The following is a 15,494-nucleotide window of genomic DNA, read 5'->3' as shown; positions in this document are numbered from 1 at the left end:
GCACCGCATCCACGGCGCCCGCCAGAAGGCGCCGGTCCCACCAAAGGAGACACCATGCACTGCACCTTCCTCCGGCGCATCGCCGGCCCGTCGCTGCTGTTGCTCACGCTGCTCGCCGGACCGGCCGCAGCCAGCAGCACACCTGCAGCCTTCCCGGCCAAGCCGGTCCGCTATGTCGTTCCGTTTGCCGCCGGAGGTCTCACCGATATCTCGGCACGGCAGGTTGGCCAGTACCTGGCCGGGGAATGGAAGCAGCCGGTAGTGGTGGAGAACAAGCCCGGCGGCAATGCGAATATCGGCGCGGAGCAGGTGGCCCGCGCCAGCGCGGACGGCTACACCTGGCTGGCGGTGACGCTGGCGCATTCGTCCAACGTGACGCTGTTTCCCCGCCTACCATTCAATATGCAGAAGGACCTGGTGCCGGTGGCGCGCATCGCCTCGTCGCCGATGATGGTGGTAGTGCCGGCCAGCTCGCCGATCAAGTCGCTGAAGGATCTGGCTGAAGCGGCGCGCAAGGGGCGCCTGAGCGCTGGTTCCAGCGGCAACGGCACGCCGCCGCACCTGGCGCTTGCACTGTTCGAGCGGATCACCAAGACCACCATCACCCACGTGCCCTACAAGGGCGGCACGCCGTCCATGACCGACCTGATCGGCGGCCAGATCGACGTGGTGTTTTCCAACTTTCCGGAATCGCTGCAAAACGTCAAAGGCGGCAAGCTGCGCGCCCTGGCGGTGACGACGCGCGAGCGCCATCCGCTGATGCCGGATGTGCCGACGGTGGCCGAGGCCGGTTTCCCCGATCTCATCGTGGAGAACTGGACCGGCCTGATGATGCCCGCCGGCACGCCGCAGGCCGTGATCGACAAAGTCGGCAGCTCGGTGACCAGCATGCTGGAGGTGAAGAGCGTGCGCGAGCGCATCATCGCCGGCGGCTTCACGCCGGCACCGATGGCAAGCGCCGCGTTCGCCACCTACTTCAATGGCGAAGTGGCGCGCTGGGCCAAGCTGATCAAGGAACAGGACATCCACGCCGACTGAGAGAGGCGGCGCTGCCGCTTTGGCCCCTCGGTCGTCAAGGGGCTGCACGCTGATCGCGTGCGGCCTCCGGCTGCCTGCCGCCGCGAATCGCACCGCTTTGCCGGAAGTATCCCTTGATGACATCCGTAAATGCCAGGCGCGCATGCGTCGAGCGTTCGAGCAGACCGACGCGGCGCCGCACGTCGACGCCGTCGAGCGGTACCAGGCGCAACAGGCTGTCGCCCTCCCAGGTGACGTTGGCCAGTCGCGGCACGATCGATATGCCGAACCCCTGCCGCACCAGTTCGATGATCGCCTCGTTCGAATTCAGCTGCATGCTCTCGTTCACGGTCACGCCGCACTGGTCCAGCACCTCCTGCACCAGGTTGCCGGTCCAGGTGCCCGGCTCGAAGCGGATGAACGGCGCTTCGGCCAGCATCTCGCGGCCATCGTCGGGCAGGAAGAAGTGCGGATGGCGCGGCACGATCAGCACCATCGGCTCGGTATATAGCTCGGTCCACACCAGGTTGCGCGGCAGCGGGCGCGGCGAGCGCGTGACCACCGCGGCATCCAGTTCGCCGTGTTCCACCTTGAGCGCGAAATCGGCCGAGAGGCCGGCGAAGAGCCGCACGTCCAGGCGCGGATGCTCCTGCTTGATCGCCCACAAGGCATCGGCGAACGCGCCCATCAGCACCGACACCAGAGCACCGATCGCCACCGTTCCGGAGAGGCCATCCTCTTGTCCGGAAGCCAGCGATTCATATCGCTGCACCAGCGCCTCGAGTTCCGGCACCAGCGCGCGGCCGGCGGGATTGAGAATCGCCGCGCGCGCATTGCGGTCGAACAGCTGGCAGTTCAGGTCTTCCTCCAGCGCACGGATCTGTAATCCGACCGCGGCGGGCGTCAGGCCGATCTGCTTGCCCGCCGCCGCGAACGTCCCGCACCGGGCCACGGCCAGGAAGGTCTTGAGGGTGCGGATGGAAGACATTGCGGCTCCGGGATGGCGGTGCGGGGAAAGCGGCGGTGCAGAGAAAGAATTCCTTTATCTGGACAAGAGAATTACTAGCTTTTTGCTCGCCATGCAATCCGGAACAATACGAGCGGACAGCCCGCATCGACAAGCGCCTCAGACAACTCGGCGGCGCACCGAAACCCTCCCCCAATCGACCCCATGACTACTCTCAACGTTCGTGTATGGCGCGGCAATGAAGACGGCGAATTCGTCTCCTACCAGGTGCCGCGCAACGCCAGCCAGACGGTACTCGACGTGGTGACCTACATCCAGCGCCACCTCGAGCCGGACCTCGGCTACCGCTTCGCCTGCCGCGTCGGCATGTGCGGCTCATGCGCCATGACCGTCAACGGCAAGGCGCGCTGGAGCTGCCGCACGCACGTCGCCAAGGTCGTGCAGGGCGACTCGCTGGAAATTGCCCCGCTGTCGAACCTGCCTGTCATCAAGGACCTCGCCACCGACATGACGGCCTTCTTCGACAAGTGGGCAGCGGCCAAAGGACAGTTCAAGGGTGCCACCACGCGCCACGACGCATTCGCCAGCGTCGAGCCCGCCTCCCCCGCGCGCAAGGCCGCCGATGCCGGCATCGAGTGCATCGGCTGCGGCGTCTGCTACGCCTCTTGCGATGTGGTCGGCTGGCGCCCCGATTACCTCGGCCCCGCCGCGATGAACCGCGCGTGGACGCTGGTCAACGATGTGCGCGACGTGGTGGGCACCGAACGCCTGCGCGCCGTTGCCGGCGACGCCGGATGCCACAGCTGCCATACGCAGGGCTCCTGCACCGAGCGTTGCCCCAAGCAGCTGGCGCCGACGGCGGGCATCGCCGGACTCAAGCGCATTGTCGCCAAGGCCGCCATCAAGGGGGAGCTATGAACAAAGCGATTTCGGTCGGTACCCAGGCCAGGCTCTGGTACTGGCAGCGCCTGAGCGCCATGGTGCTGGCGCTGTGCGTGGTGGGACACCTCATCGTCATCATGGTCGCCGTGCGCGGCGGGCTCTCCGGCGCGGAAGTGCTGGCGCGCACGCGCGGCAACTGGGCCTTCGGCGCCTTCTACGCCTGCTTCGTGCTCGCCTGCACCGTGCACGTGCCGATCGGCCTGATGCGGATCGCCCAGGAATGGCTGGCATGGCGTTCGCGCGGCGTGGTGACGGCTGCATGGCTGTTTGCCGCAGTGCTGGGCCTGGCTGGGCTGCGCGCCGTCTACGCGGTGGTGATGCCATGAAGAGAAACGACATGCGCGCCCGCAACCATGCCGCCTACTGGGCCTTCCTGATCCACCGGCTTTCCGGCCTCGCGCTGGCGCTGTTCCTGCCGGTGCATTTCTGGGCGCTGGGCCATGCCATCCAGGGCGAAGCGGCGCTCGACGGCTTCCTGAAACTCACCGACAACCCGCTGTTCAAGACCGGTGAGTGGGGGCTGGTGATCCTGCTCTCGCTGCACATGATGGGCGGCGTGCGGCTCTTGCTGATCGAGTTCCGGCCGTGGACGGGCCTGCGCAAGGACTGGGTCGCGTTCAGTCTCGGTGCGGGCCTTTGCGCGGGCCTGGCATTCATGCTCTCGCTGTTTTCGTAGGCCAACAACCATGAGCGCCGCCGGCTGAAGCGTCGCCATGCCCACAACCCCAAAGGAGACCACCATGACGCTTTCCCCGAAGTCCACGATCCGCCGGCGCTGCCTTGCGCTCTGCCTCGGCGCCGCCGCAGTGGTTGCAGCCGGCAATGCGCGGGCGGATGCATGGCCGACCCGCCCGGTCACTATGGTCGTGCCGTTCGCCGCAGGCGGCAGCACCGATGTGCTCGGCCGCGTGATCGGCCAGAAGCTGAGCGAGATGTGGAAGCAGACCGTGGTGGTCGAGAACCGCCTGGGCGCGGGCGGTGCCGTCGGCGCGCAGGTCACGGCCAAGGCAGCGGCCGACGGCTATACGATGATGCTGGCCTCGGGCAGCATGTTCACGGTCAACCCGTTTATCTACCAGCGGCTGCCCTACAGCGCCAGGGACTTCACCTTCATCACCAACGTGGCCAGCGGCCCGATGCTGGTCGTCGTCAATCCCGGTGTGCCGGCCAGGAACCTGAAGGAACTGATCAGCCTGGCGAAGTCCCAGCCGGGCAAGCTCAACTTCGGCTCCGCCGGCACCGGCAGCCAGGTGCACATGGCGGGCGAGGCCTTCGCCGACGCCGCCGGGATCAACATCACGCATGTGCCCTACAAGGGCGAATCGCTTGCCTACAACGACCTGATGGCGGGGCAGCTCCAACTGATGGTCGGCAATATCGCCGCAGCCTCGCAGTTCGTGAAGGGCGGCAAGCTGCGCGCGCTCGCTGTCACCGGCAACGAGCGCTCGCCCATGCTGCCCGACGTGCCGACCGTGGCGGAAGCCGGCCTCACGGGCATGGAGAACGTGACGGGCTGGTTCGGCTTCGTGATGCCGGCGGGCACGCCACCCGAGATCGTCAGCAAGGTGCAGCAGGACACGGTCAAGGTGCTGGCGGATCCGGACACCCAGGCGCGTTTGCTCGCGCAGGGCATGAAGCCGGTCGGCAACACGCCCCAGCAACTGAGCACAGCCATCGCCACGGAATCGCAGCGATGGGAAAAGATCGTCAAGAACCGCAACCTGACGGCCAACTGAGCGCCAACTGAGCGCCCCGGCCCATCCAGGCCGGGGCCGAGCATCGAGGACAAGCATGAAGATAGATCTCACCCTCCTGGAAGACGCGGCCAGGGAACTGTATATCCGCGCGCTGAAGATACTGCCGCCCGACGTCAAGGACGGCATCGCGCAGCTGCAGGAACACGAAACCTCCGCCACGGCGCGCAGCGTGCTGGCCACCATGAGCAAGAACATCCGCATCGCGGAGGACACCGACAACCTGCTGTGCCAGGACACCGGCGTGCCGATCTACAACATGACGATCGGCACCGGCGTCGCCGTCGACGGACATGCCTTCAAGCAGGCCATCCGGCGCGGCTGCGAGCGCGCCACGCGCGAGCACCCGCTGCGTTCTTCCGTGGTGCATCCGCTGACCCGCAAGAACAACCACACTTCCTGCGGCATCGAGGTGCCGGTGATCCATATCGACTTCGACGACACGCCGGGGCGCATGACGCTGGAGATGGTGCCCAAGGGCAGCGGCTCGGAGAACAACTCCTTCCTCAAGATGGCGATTCCCGCCGAGGGCATGGATGCCATCAAGACCTTCGTCATCGACAGCGTGATCGCCGCGGGCGGCAAGACCTGCCCGCCGACCATCGTCGGCGTGGGCCTCGGCGGGACCTCGGACCTGTGCGTGGCGCTGGCCAAGCGGGCAGCCACGCGCGCGCTCGGCACGCAATGCGCCGATCCCGACGGCGCGGCGCTGGAAGCGGAACTGTCGCGGGCCGTGAACCAGCTCGGTGTCGGCCCGCAAGGCCTGGGCGGCGACGCGACCGCCTTCGCAGTGCATATCGAGCTTGCCTCGACGCATATCACGATGAACCCCATTGCCGTCAACATGCAGTGCCATTCCGCGCGGCGCGCATGCGCCACCTTCACCGCTGACGGCATCAGCTACGGATTCTGACCATGGCGCACTACGAACTCTCCACGCCCGTGACGGAGGCACAGATCCGTCAGCTGCGCGTCAACGACACCGTGACCTTGCAGCAAACCCTGTTCGGCATCCGCGACGCCACGCAGATCCATATGTTCGACCGCGGCCGCGCAACGCGTTTCGATCTCGGCGGCCATGCGGTCATCCATACCGCGCCCAATGTGCGCAAAGTGCCGGCCAGCGCGGAGCATCCCGCCGGCTACCAGCCGATCTGCATCGGCACCACCACCTCCGACCGCATGGAGCGCTTCACCCGCCCGCTGATGACGCAGAACGGCGTACGCATGATCGTCGGCAAGGGCGGCATGCGCGAAGGCTCGCAGGCGGCGTTCCAGGAACTGGGCGGCGTCTACCTGGCGATCATCGGCGGCACGGCGGCGCTGGAAACCACCTGGATCGAACAGATCGAGGACGTGGATCTCGACGACCTCAACCCCGAATCACTGTGGCGCTTCCGCATCCGCGATTTCGGCCCGCTGCTGGTGGCCATGGACAGCCACGGCAACAGTCTCTACACCGCCGTCAAACAAAACACCGCAGACCAGCGCGCTGCCGTGCTGGCCAGCCTGGGAGTGGCAAAACCATGAAGACCATCAAGCGACTGCAGACCGACGTGCTGATCCTCGGCTCCGGCGGCGCCGGGCTGTTCGCCGCGCTGCACGCGCACCAGCAAGCGCCGGAGTTGTCGATCACCGTGGCCGTGAAAGGCCTGCTGGGCAAATGCGGCTGCACCCGCATGGTCCAGGGCGGCTACAACGTGGCGCTGGCGCAGGGCGATTCGGTCGAGCGCCATTTCATGGACACCGTGGAAGGCAGCAAGTGGCTGTCAGACCAGGACCTGGCGTGGACGCTGGTCACCAAGGCGGTCGAACGCATCCACGAACTAGAGAACGAGCTGGGCTGCTTCTTCGACCGCAACCCCGATGGCACGGTCCACCAGAAGGCCTTCGCCGGGCAGACCTTCGACCGCACCGTGCACAAGGGCGACCTGACCGGCATCGAGATCATCAACCGGCTGGCCGAGCAGGTCTGGAGCCGCGGCATCAACCGGCTGGAAGAACACCGTGCCGTCGAGCTGATCAAGACGCCGGACGGCAAGTCGTTGTCCGGCGTGCTGATGATCGATATGCGCAACGGCGAATTCGTGTTCGTGCAGGCCAAGGCCGTGTTGCTGGCCACGGGCGGCGGGCCGACCATGTACAAGTTCCACACGCCCTCGGGAGACAAGAGCTGCGACGGCCTGGCGATGGCGCTGCGCGCCGGCCTGCCCCTGCGCGACATGGAGATGGTGCAGTTCCACCCCACCGGGCTGCTGGCGGGCAAGGACACGCGCATGACGGGCACCGTGCTGGAAGAAGGCCTGCGCGGCGCCGGCGGCTACCTGCTCAACGGCGACAAAGAGCGCTTCATGCACAACTACGATCCGCGCGGCGAACGCGCCACGCGCGACATCGTGTCGCGCGGGATCTATGCGGAGATGCGCGCGGGACGGACTTCGCCCAATGGCGGCGCGTATATCCAGATGAGCCATCTCGGTCCCGACAAGGTGCGCAAGCAGTTCAAGGGCATGGTCGAGCGCTGCGGGGACTGCGGCTTCGACCTTGCCGGCGATCTCGTCGAGGTGGTGCCAACCGCGCACTACATGATGGGCGGCGTGCAGTTCCGCCCCGACTGCAGCACCGAGCTGCACGGCCTGTTTGCCGCCGGCGAAGACACGGGCGGCGTGCATGGCGCGAACCGCCTGGGTGGCAACGGCGTCGCCAACTCGACCGTGTTCGGCGGCATCGCCGGCGACACCATGGCCGCCTGGACGCGGCGCAACAACACGCTGCGCGCGCCCGACGAAGCCGCGATCGCAGCCGCCATCGCCGCCATGGAAGCGCCATTCGGCAAGCCCGCCGGCAGCCTGGAACCGATCCGCGAGGCGCTGTTCGACTGCATGTGGGACCACGTCGGCATCATGCGCACGCGCGACGGCTTGCTGCGGGCTCGTCAACGCCTAGCGGAACTGGAACAGGCGCTGAAGGCAACCGGCGTCGCCGGCGGCCATCGCGCGTTCAACGTCACGTGGCACGACTGGATGAACCTCGGCAGCCTGATCGGCGTAAGCCAGGTCATCGTGGAAGCCGCTCTGTCCCGCGAGGATTCGCGCGGCGCGCATTTTCGCGAGGATTTCCCTGCGACCGGGGACCTGCCCGGGTCCAGCTTCACCGTGGTGCGCCAGCGCGACGGCATGCTGCAGCTGACCCGCTCTCCCGTGCAATTTACCCGCGTCGCTCCGGGGCAGACGATCCTGGAGGAGGCGGCCTGATGTAGTGCCTAGGTGGAGGAGACTCAATGAACAAGAAGAAGACACTGCGCGCGGCGGCGCTCGCCGCCATGCTGCTCTGCGTTGGCGGTCTTGCATCGGCCGAAAGCGCCCCTGCGCGGCCGATTACCGTTGTGGTGCCTTACAGCGCGGGCGGAGATGCGGACCTCTCGGCGCGCAACCTCTCCGCCGGGGTAAGGAACGTGACCGGCGAAACCCTGGTGGTCGTCAACAAGGCCGGGGCCGGCGGCGCCATCGGCTCGCAGTTCGTGCGCGACGCGAAGCCGAACGGACAGACGCTGCTGCTCGGCCGCGTCGGTGCGCAGGCGATCCTGCCGGCGCTGCAGCCCGACCTGGGCTACAAGTGGAATGACTTCACGCTGCTCGGGCTGCTGGAACTGAACCCGGTGGTCTGCGTGGTCAGGACGGCAGCCGCCTACAAGACGCTGGACGACCTGATCGCCGTCATCCGCAGCCAGCCCGGCAAGCTGAACTACAGCACCTCCGGCCCTGGCACGGTGCTGAACCTGACAACCCAGGCCTTGCTGCAATCGGCGCGGCTCGACAAACAGGCGGTGGTGCAGGTTGCCTACAAGGGCGGCGGCGAGGCTACCGCGGCGGTACTCTCCGGCGAAGTCGATTTCACCTGCAACAACCTGACCGCATTGATCGGAAATATCAAGGGCGGAAAACTGCGCGCGCTGGTGACCACCTCGCCGCAGCGCCTGCCGGAGCTGCCCGACGTACCGACCGCGAGCGAGACCGGCCATCCCCGGCTGGAAGCGCTCAATGGTTGGAGCGCGCTGTACGGCCCGCCGGGCATGGACCCCGCCCTGGTGGAAAAATGGGCTGCGGTGCTACCGAAAGTCGCGAGCGATCCGCAATGGAAAACCGGGGTCCTCACCATTGCCTCGATCCCCATGATCCTGTCGCCGTCCGAGACGCACAGGTTTGTCGAAGCCCAGGTGGCAATGTACGAACAATTGGGCAAGTCCCTCAACATTCAGCTCAAATAGGAATTCCCATGGCGAAGTCCCATCGCGGCGCCGATGCGCTGGCCAGCACGCTGGCCAAGGCCGGTGCCAGGCGCATATTCACCCTGTCGGGCAATCACATCATGCCGGTGTTCGACGCCTGCCTCGACGCGGAAATCGCGTTGATCCACGCGCGCCATGAAGCCGCCACCGTGCACATGGCCGATRCGTGGTCGCGCATCACGGGCGAAGTCGGCGTGGCAATGGCCACCGGCGGACCCGGCCACGCCAACGCGGTATCCGCGCTCTATACCGCGCAGATGTCGGAGTCGCCGCTGGTCCTGCTGTCTGGCCATGCGCCGAACAGCCAGCGCGGTTTTGGCGCCTTTCAGGAAATGCAGCAGGTCGAGATGGCCGCACCCGTCACCAAGGCGTCGTGGGCCTGCGCCAGCCCGGACACCGTTGCTGCCGATATCGCGCTGGCCATGCGCATCGCGGCATCCGGACGGCCCGGCCCGGTGCACCTCAGCCTGCCCACCGATGCGTTGGAAAATGCCGTGACGCATGCCGGCGTGCCGGCCTCGATCGCCACGCCGCAGGAAGCGCCCGCGCTCGATGCGCAGACGACCTCCGACGTACTGGCTTCACTGGCGGCGGCAAAGCGCCCGTTGATCCTCGCCGGTCCCGCGTGGCTCACGGCTCGCGGGCGCAGCCGCATGGCGGAACTGGAAGCGCGCACCGGCATTCCCGTCGTCGGCATGGAAAGCCCCCGTGGCAACAACGATCCGAGCCTCGGCGCCTTCGCGCAGATGCTGGCGCAGGCCGACTGCATATTGCTGCTGGGCAAGCGCCTCGACTTCACGCTGAAGTTCGGCCAGTCTCCCGCCTTCGCGGCCGGCTGCAACTTCCTGCAGATCGATGCGGACGATGCCGAGTTGGAGCGAAGCCGCCGTGCGGCCGGTGCCCGCTTGCTGCTCGCACGGCGCGCGGATATCGGCAGCGCCTTCGCGCAACTGATCGCCTGCGCGGCCGGGCGGGAGCAGCATCATGCATGGCTGGAGGATGTGAGGGCTGCAATCCGCCATCGTCCCGAATCATGGAAGACCGCATCGTCGACGCACGCGCTGCACCCGGTCCAGGTCTGCAGTCCCCTGCAGCCGATCCTGGACAGCCACCCGGAGGCGGTGCTGGTCTCCGACGGCGGCGAATTCGGGCAATGGGCGCAAGCCTGCCTGCAAGCGCCGCACCGCGTCATCAACGGTCCGGCGGGCGCCATCGGCAGCGCCCTGCCGATGGCGCTGGCGGCGCGGCTGGCCAAGCCGGACGCGCCGGTCATCGCCATGATGGGAGACGGCACCACGGGCTTTCATATCGCCGAGTTCGACACGGCGGTACGCTACGGGCTGCCCTTCGTCGCCGTGGTTGGCAATGACGCGCGCTGGAATGCGGAGTACCAAATCCAGCTCAACAGCTACGGCAAGGACAGGCTGGTGGGATGCGAACTGCTTCCCTCGCGATACGATCAAGTCTGCGCGGCGTTTGGCGGATATGGTGAATTCGTGCAAACGCCGGAGCAGCTGTTGCCAGCGGTGCAGCGCGCCATCGCGTCGGGCCTGCCGGCCTGCGTCAATGTGCAGATGGAAGGCGTGCCCGCGCCGGTGGTGGCACGCAAGTGAGAGACGCAGCGCGCCGGTGCCCTATCCAAGCGCGCTGCGATAAACCAGGCCGAGCCCCGCAGCGATCAGGATCGTCCATACCACGCGGATCACTTTCGCCGGCGCGATGCGCCGGTGCAGCCAGCCGCCCGCGAAGTAGCCGGCAATGGCGCACGGCATCAGCAGCGCCGCCAGCGTGAAGATGGCGGCATTGGCGTACAGCCCCGCTAGCGCAAACAGTATCAACCGCCCGAACGCCGTCAGCACGATCAGCGTGCTGGTGGTGGCCCGCAGCTGTGCGGCGTCGCGCAAGCGCCCTGCCAGGTAGATCGTGTAGAGCGGGCCGCCAGTGCCGAACATCGCGGTCAGCATGCCGCCCACTACGCCGAACGGCACCGACAGCCGCGTATCCAGCTCGCTGAAGCCGCGTTTGAACAGCAGGTTCCACGCGGAATACAGCAACACGAACAAGCCGAGCAACAGCAGCAGCGGACGCTCCGGCGCGAACATCAGCAGCGCCAGGCCTGCAACCATGCCAATCACGACGCTCGGCAGCAGCCGCCGCAACTCACCCACATGCACATGGCTGCGGCTGCGCACGCCCAGCAGGGTCCCCGCGACAAGATCGAAGAACAGGATCATCGGCACCGCGGTGCGCAGCGGGACGATCTGTGTGAGCAGCGGCATCGCCATGATGGAAGAGCCGAACCCCGTCAGCCCGAAGATCGTATAGGCCCACAGCACGATGGGCGCCAGGCAGGCGAGTTCGAGGGGCGTGAGTTGCGTCTGCGAAAGGACGGATTCGATCAGCAAAATGTGAGGGGGGCTTGAGCGATGCTGGGGCGGTCCCATCATAGTAGGCAACGTCGCTTCTAGTCAATTAACTCATATATATGATTTGTGGGATCAGGCGTCAGTCATGAGATGCCTGTCCCCGTAAGGTTGCACTTGGGTTTTCCCTCGGCCGATGCGTCCGAATCACCTAGGCAATGTCTACGATCTTTCCGTGTCACTAACTGGCGATTGCACCAATTCCATGATTCGACTATAGTCGAATCATGGAAACCAATAACGCGCTCGAAGCGCTCGCCGCACTTGCTCACGCCATCCGTCTGGCCGTGTTCCGCCTGCTCGTGCAGGCGGGGCCTGAAGGCCTGCCGGCGGGCCGCATTGCTGAATTGATGGAGATGCCAGCCTCGTCGCTGTCGTTCCACCTCAAGGAATTGCACCGGGCCGGCCTGCTGGCAAGCCGTCAGGAAGGCCGGTCGATCATCTACATGGCTCAATTCGAGACCATGAATGCCTTGCTTGGCTACCTCACCGAGAACTGCTGCGGCGGCACGCCGTGTTCGCCGGTACCTTCCTGTTCCGTTGCCACGGAGTCCTGACCATGAAGCGCTTTCACGTCCACGTCAGCGTGGCCGATCTGCCCGCAAGCATCCGCTACTACACCGCGCTGTTCGACGCGGAACCGACCATCGTCAGGGACGACTATGCGAAGTGGGCGCTGGAAGACCCTCGCGTGAACTTCGCCATCTCCAATCGCACCGGGATGCTCGGCATTGACCACCTGGGTATCCAGGTGGAGACGGACGCGGAACTCGCGGAGATGCAGACGCGGCTGGCCAATGCCGACCTGCCAATGCAATCGCAGGCCGCGACGAACTGCTGCTACGCGACCTCGGACAAGCATTGGTCTGTCGACCCGCAAGGCATTGCGTGGGAGTCCTTCCACACGCTCGGTAGTGCGCCGACGTATGGCGAATCGCGCAATCGCAGCGCTGAAGCCGCCGCCTGTTGCGCGCCGACCCAATTGAACACCGCTCCGAAGCAACCTGCAAAGACCGCCCGCTGCGCGCCGGAATCCGGCTGCTGCTGAGCTTTCGCTAACAACGCCTCCGCTACCGATCCTTGGACGAGGAGGCCCCTGCTCGCCCCGACGACCACTATGTCCGACAAGATCTTCAATGTCCTGGTGCTATGCACCGGCAACTCCGCCCGCAGCGTCATGGCCGAAGCGCTGTTCAATGTGCTCGGCAAAGGCCGCTTCCACGCCTACAGCGCAGGCAGCCATCCGTCGGGCACGGTGAATCCCTTTGCCATCGAGCGTTGCCTGTCGATCGGCTACGACATTTCGGGCCTGCGCAGCAAGAGCTGGGACGAGTTTGCCGTACCCGGTGCGCCCAAGATGGACTTCGTCATTACCGTCTGCGACCAGGCCGCCGGCGAGGTCTGCCCGGTCTGGCCTGGCACGCCCATCACGGCGCATTGGGGCTTCCTGGATCCCGCAGCCATTCAGGGCTCCGACGAAGAGAAGCGCAAGGTGTTCGACCAGGTGTTCCGCCAGATTCTGAATCGCGTGCGCCAGTTCGTGAACCTGCCATTGCACGTGCTGGACCGCAACGCCATCCAGAGGGGCATGCGCGCCATCGGCGAACAACTCGTGGAGTCAGGGGAATGAGCACGGCACAACGGACGGCCGGGGCAAGGCAACCCAGTGCCATCGGCTTCTTTGAGCGCTACCTGACCGTCTGGGTTGCGCTCTGTATCGTCGCCGGCATCCTGCTCGGCCAATGGTTGCCAGCGGTGTTCCATGCGATCGGCGCCATGCAAGTGGCGCAGGTGAACCTGCCGGTGGGCGCGCTGATCTGGATCATGATCGTTCCCATGCTGATCAAGATCGACTTCGGCGCGATGGGCCAGGTCGCGGGCCACTGGCGCGGTATCGGCGTGACGCTCTTCGTGAACTGGCTCGTGAAGCCATTCTCGATGGCATTGCTGGGGTGGATCTTCGTGCGCCACCTTTTCGCGGCATGGCTGCCGGCCGACCAGCTCGACAGCTACATAGCCGGCCTGATTCTGCTGGCCGCGGCGCCTTGTACCGCGATGGTTTTCGTCTGGTCGCAGCTCTGCAAGGGCGATCCGTATTTCACGCTGTCGCAGGTGGCGCTCAACGACGCGATCATGGTCGTGGCCTTCGCGCCTGTCGTCGGCCTGCTGCTGGGCCTTTCTTCGATCACCGTCCCGTGGGATACGCTCATCGCCTCGGTCGGGCTCTACATCGTCATTCCGGTGCTGATCGCGCAGGTCATCCGCAAGGCGCTGCTGGCCCGCGGCGAAGCCACATACAAGCGCGTTGTCAGCGCATTGGGCCCCTATTCGATCACAGCACTGCTCGCCACGCTCGTGCTGCTCTTCGGCTTCCAGGGCAATGCAATCGTCGAACAGCCCTTGATCATTCTGTTGCTGGCCGTGCCAATCCTGATCCAGGTACTGCTGAACTCCGGCCTGGCCTACCTGCTGAACCGCAAGCTCGGCGTAGCCCACTGCGTGGCTGGCCCATCGGCACTGATCGGCGCAAGCAACTTCTTCGAACTGGCCGTGGCTACCGCCATCGGCATCTTCGGCTTTCAATCCGGCGCGGCGCTCGCCACCGTCGTGGGCGTGCTGATCGAAGTGCCCGTGATGCTCTTCGTTGTGGGCGTGGTCAACCGCTCGCAGCGCTGGTACGAATCGCATTGAGGAACCAACATGTCCGTCACCATCTATCACAACCCTGCGTGCGGCACGTCGCGCAACACTCTGGCCATGATCCGCAATGCAGGCATCGAGCCGATCGTCATCGAATACCTGAACACGCCACCGGACCGGCAGACGTTGCAGGCGATGATCCGCGATGCTGGCCTTACCGTGCGCGAAGCCATCCGCGAGAAGGGCACGCCCTACGCCGAACTGGGTCTCTCCGATCCGGCGCTGACCGATGACCAGTTGCTCGATGCCATGCTGGCCCATCCTATCCTGATTAACCGGCCCTTCGTCGTCACGAAGCTTGGCGTGCGGCTGTGCCGGCCGTCGGAAGTCGTGATCGACATCTTGTCCTCGCCTCAGCAAGGCGCGTTCTCCAAGGAGGACGGTGAGGTCGTGATCGATGCACAAGGACGGAAGGTCCAATGAGCACGAACTTGCCCAACATCGTGTCCGCTGTACTCGGCACGCCTGACCTGCACAAGCTGGAGCCCGCACGCATCAGCACCCATCCGCCCCGGATCCTGCTGCTATACGGTTCGCTGCGCGAGACGTCGTACAGCCGCCTGCTCGTGCAGGAAGCCGAACGGATTCTGCAGCATTTTGGCGCGGAGACCCGCGTGTTCAACCCACATGGCCTGCCCATGGCCGACAGCGTGCCGGCGGACCATCCGAAGGTGGTCGAACTGCGCAAGCTCTCGGAGTGGTCGGAGGGTCAGGTGTGGTGCAGTCCCGAACGCCACGGCACGCTGACTGCCGTCTTCAAGAACCAGATTGACTGGCTGCCGCTGGAGATGGGCGGGATTCGGCCCACACAGGGGCGTACGCTGGCGGTGATGCAGGTCTGCGGCGGCTCGCAGTCGTTCAACGCCGTCAACGCGCTACGCGTGCTGGGGCGCTGGATGCGAATGGTGACGATCCCGAACCAGTCATCTGTCGCCAAGGCGTACCAGGAATTCGACGCCAACGGCCGCATGAAACCGTCCTCCTACTACGACCGCCTGGTCGATGTCATGGAGGAACTCTACAAGTTCACGCTGCTGGTTCGCGATCGCAGCGACTACCTGACGGACCGGTACAGCGAGCGCAAGGAAGCAGCGCCGGCTATTGCCGCCACGCTCGCGGCGGCAGCAATGAGTCATGAGAAGGACGCTCAGGTCAGCGATACCGATAGCGGCGAAGTCGAGTAATCAACGAACGGGATGGCCATGGAGCCAACAAGTAGTGTGGTCGCCAGGCTGGGCATTGCCCAGACACTGGCATGGGGTTCAACCTACCATCTGCCAGCCATGCTGGCCACGCCCATGGCCCGGGATCTCGGCGTATCACCGCCCCAGAAGATACGGATCCAAAAGAAAAAACCCCGCTTGTAGGCGGGGTTGATCTTTACAGGTTCTGATTACGCAAGG

General features: G+C 65.6%; 18 protein-coding genes and 1 pseudogene. 17 read left to right on the top strand and 2 right to left on the bottom strand.

Going from position 1 to position 15,494, the window contains the following annotated elements:
- Positions 1-54: 54 nt before the first annotated feature.
- A complete protein-coding gene (locus tag AC1DT6_RS11390; RefSeq protein ID WP_441627077.1) occupies positions 55-1,038 on the top strand; it encodes a Bug family tripartite tricarboxylate transporter substrate binding protein in 984 nt (327 codons plus the stop codon).
- Between the two features lie 34 nt (positions 1,039-1,072).
- On the opposite strand, the gene AC1DT6_RS11385 is transcribed toward AC1DT6_RS11390, so the two are convergent.
- Complete coding sequence (locus tag AC1DT6_RS11385) at positions 1,073-2,005, bottom strand: LysR family transcriptional regulator (protein WP_441627075.1); 933 nt, start codon at positions 2,003-2,005, stop codon at positions 1,073-1,075.
- 183 nt (positions 2,006-2,188) lie between these two features.
- Between AC1DT6_RS11385 and AC1DT6_RS11380 the strand changes: the two genes are divergently transcribed.
- The 9 genes from AC1DT6_RS11380 to AC1DT6_RS11340 all read left to right on the top strand — a co-directional run bounded on the left by AC1DT6_RS11380 (position 2,189) and on the right by AC1DT6_RS11340 (position 10,581).
- Positions 2,189-2,902, top strand: a complete 714-nt coding sequence (locus AC1DT6_RS11380) for a succinate dehydrogenase/fumarate reductase iron-sulfur subunit (protein ID WP_441627073.1) — start codon at positions 2,189-2,191, stop codon at positions 2,900-2,902.
- Positions 2,899-3,252 carry a succinate dehydrogenase gene (locus tag AC1DT6_RS11375; RefSeq protein WP_441627071.1) on the top strand — a complete coding sequence of 118 codons (354 nt, stop codon included), beginning with the start codon at positions 2,899-2,901 and terminating at the stop codon, positions 3,250-3,252. The genes AC1DT6_RS11380 and AC1DT6_RS11375 overlap by 4 nt, the downstream gene beginning before the upstream one ends.
- Positions 3,249-3,602 carry a succinate dehydrogenase, cytochrome b556 subunit gene (gene sdhC / locus AC1DT6_RS11370; protein WP_156177325.1) on the top strand — a complete coding sequence of 118 codons (354 nt, stop codon included), beginning with the start codon at positions 3,249-3,251 and terminating at the stop codon, positions 3,600-3,602. Before AC1DT6_RS11375 ends, sdhC begins: the two co-directional genes overlap by 4 nt.
- 64 nt (positions 3,603-3,666) lie before the next feature.
- Positions 3,667-4,662: a Bug family tripartite tricarboxylate transporter substrate binding protein gene (locus AC1DT6_RS11365; protein WP_477114688.1), complete on the top strand. Its 996-nt coding sequence runs from the start codon at positions 3,667-3,669 to the stop codon at positions 4,660-4,662.
- A gap of 55 nt (positions 4,663-4,717) precedes the next feature.
- The gene (locus AC1DT6_RS11360) at positions 4,718-5,593 is read left to right on the top strand and encodes a fumarate hydratase (protein WP_441627067.1); all 876 of its coding nucleotides are present in this window, start codon (positions 4,718-4,720) and stop codon (positions 5,591-5,593) included.
- A 2-nt stretch (positions 5,594-5,595) separates the two neighbouring features.
- Positions 5,596-6,210 (top strand): fumarate hydratase C-terminal domain-containing protein, encoded by a 615-nt coding sequence (locus AC1DT6_RS11355; RefSeq protein WP_428180691.1) that lies wholly within the window; start codon positions 5,596-5,598, stop codon positions 6,208-6,210.
- Entirely contained in the window at positions 6,207-7,934 is a 1,728-nt protein-coding gene (locus AC1DT6_RS11350) for an L-aspartate oxidase (RefSeq protein ID WP_441627065.1), read from the top strand. The genes AC1DT6_RS11355 and AC1DT6_RS11350 overlap by 4 nt, the downstream gene beginning before the upstream one ends.
- A 26-nt stretch (positions 7,935-7,960) precedes the next feature.
- Complete coding sequence (locus AC1DT6_RS11345; protein WP_441627063.1) at positions 7,961-8,947, top strand: Bug family tripartite tricarboxylate transporter substrate binding protein; 987 nt, start codon at positions 7,961-7,963, stop codon at positions 8,945-8,947.
- Positions 8,948-8,955: 8 nt separating this feature from the next.
- A complete protein-coding gene (locus AC1DT6_RS11340) occupies positions 8,956-10,581 on the top strand; it encodes a thiamine pyrophosphate-binding protein (protein WP_477114687.1) in 1,626 nt (541 codons plus the stop codon).
- A 21-nt stretch (positions 10,582-10,602) separates the two neighbouring features.
- On the opposite strand, the gene AC1DT6_RS11335 is transcribed toward AC1DT6_RS11340, so the two are convergent.
- A complete protein-coding gene (locus AC1DT6_RS11335) occupies positions 10,603-11,373 on the bottom strand; it encodes a sulfite exporter TauE/SafE family protein (RefSeq protein ID WP_441627059.1) in 771 nt (256 codons plus the stop codon).
- A gap of 245 nt (positions 11,374-11,618) precedes the next feature.
- On the opposite strand from AC1DT6_RS11335, the gene AC1DT6_RS11330 reads away from it, so the two are divergent.
- The 7 genes and pseudogenes from AC1DT6_RS11330 to AC1DT6_RS11300 form a co-directional block, all read left to right on the top strand.
- Positions 11,619-11,948, top strand: a complete 330-nt coding sequence (locus tag AC1DT6_RS11330) for an ArsR/SmtB family transcription factor (protein WP_441627057.1) — start codon at positions 11,619-11,621, stop codon at positions 11,946-11,948.
- Positions 11,949-11,950: 2 nt separating this feature from the next.
- Entirely contained in the window at positions 11,951-12,439 is a 489-nt protein-coding gene (locus tag AC1DT6_RS11325) for an ArsI/CadI family heavy metal resistance metalloenzyme (protein ID WP_441627055.1), read from the top strand.
- 69 nt (positions 12,440-12,508) lie between these two features.
- Entirely contained in the window at positions 12,509-13,021 is a 513-nt protein-coding gene (locus tag AC1DT6_RS11320; RefSeq protein WP_441627053.1) for an arsenate reductase ArsC, read from the top strand.
- Positions 13,018-14,082, top strand: coding sequence for an ACR3 family arsenite efflux transporter (gene arsB, locus AC1DT6_RS11315; protein WP_477114686.1), 1,065 nt, complete (start codon positions 13,018-13,020; stop codon positions 14,080-14,082). Before AC1DT6_RS11320 ends, arsB begins: the two co-directional genes overlap by 4 nt.
- Before the next feature lie 9 nt (positions 14,083-14,091).
- A complete protein-coding gene (arsC, locus tag AC1DT6_RS11310; protein WP_477114685.1) occupies positions 14,092-14,514 on the top strand; it encodes an arsenate reductase (glutaredoxin) in 423 nt (140 codons plus the stop codon).
- Entirely contained in the window at positions 14,511-15,275 is a 765-nt protein-coding gene (gene arsH / locus AC1DT6_RS11305; RefSeq protein WP_441627047.1) for an arsenical resistance protein ArsH, read from the top strand. Before arsC ends, arsH begins: the two co-directional genes overlap by 4 nt.
- An 18-nt stretch (positions 15,276-15,293) precedes the next feature.
- Positions 15,294-15,419, top strand: a pseudogene (locus tag AC1DT6_RS11300) (MFS transporter); the annotation flags it as partial.
- Positions 15,420-15,494: the final 75 nt, after the last annotated feature.

Source organism: Cupriavidus sp. 01L45, assembly GCF_056399885.1.
The sequence above is the reverse complement of the archived record's forward strand: the minus strand, read 5'-3'. Positions and strand labels throughout refer to the sequence as shown.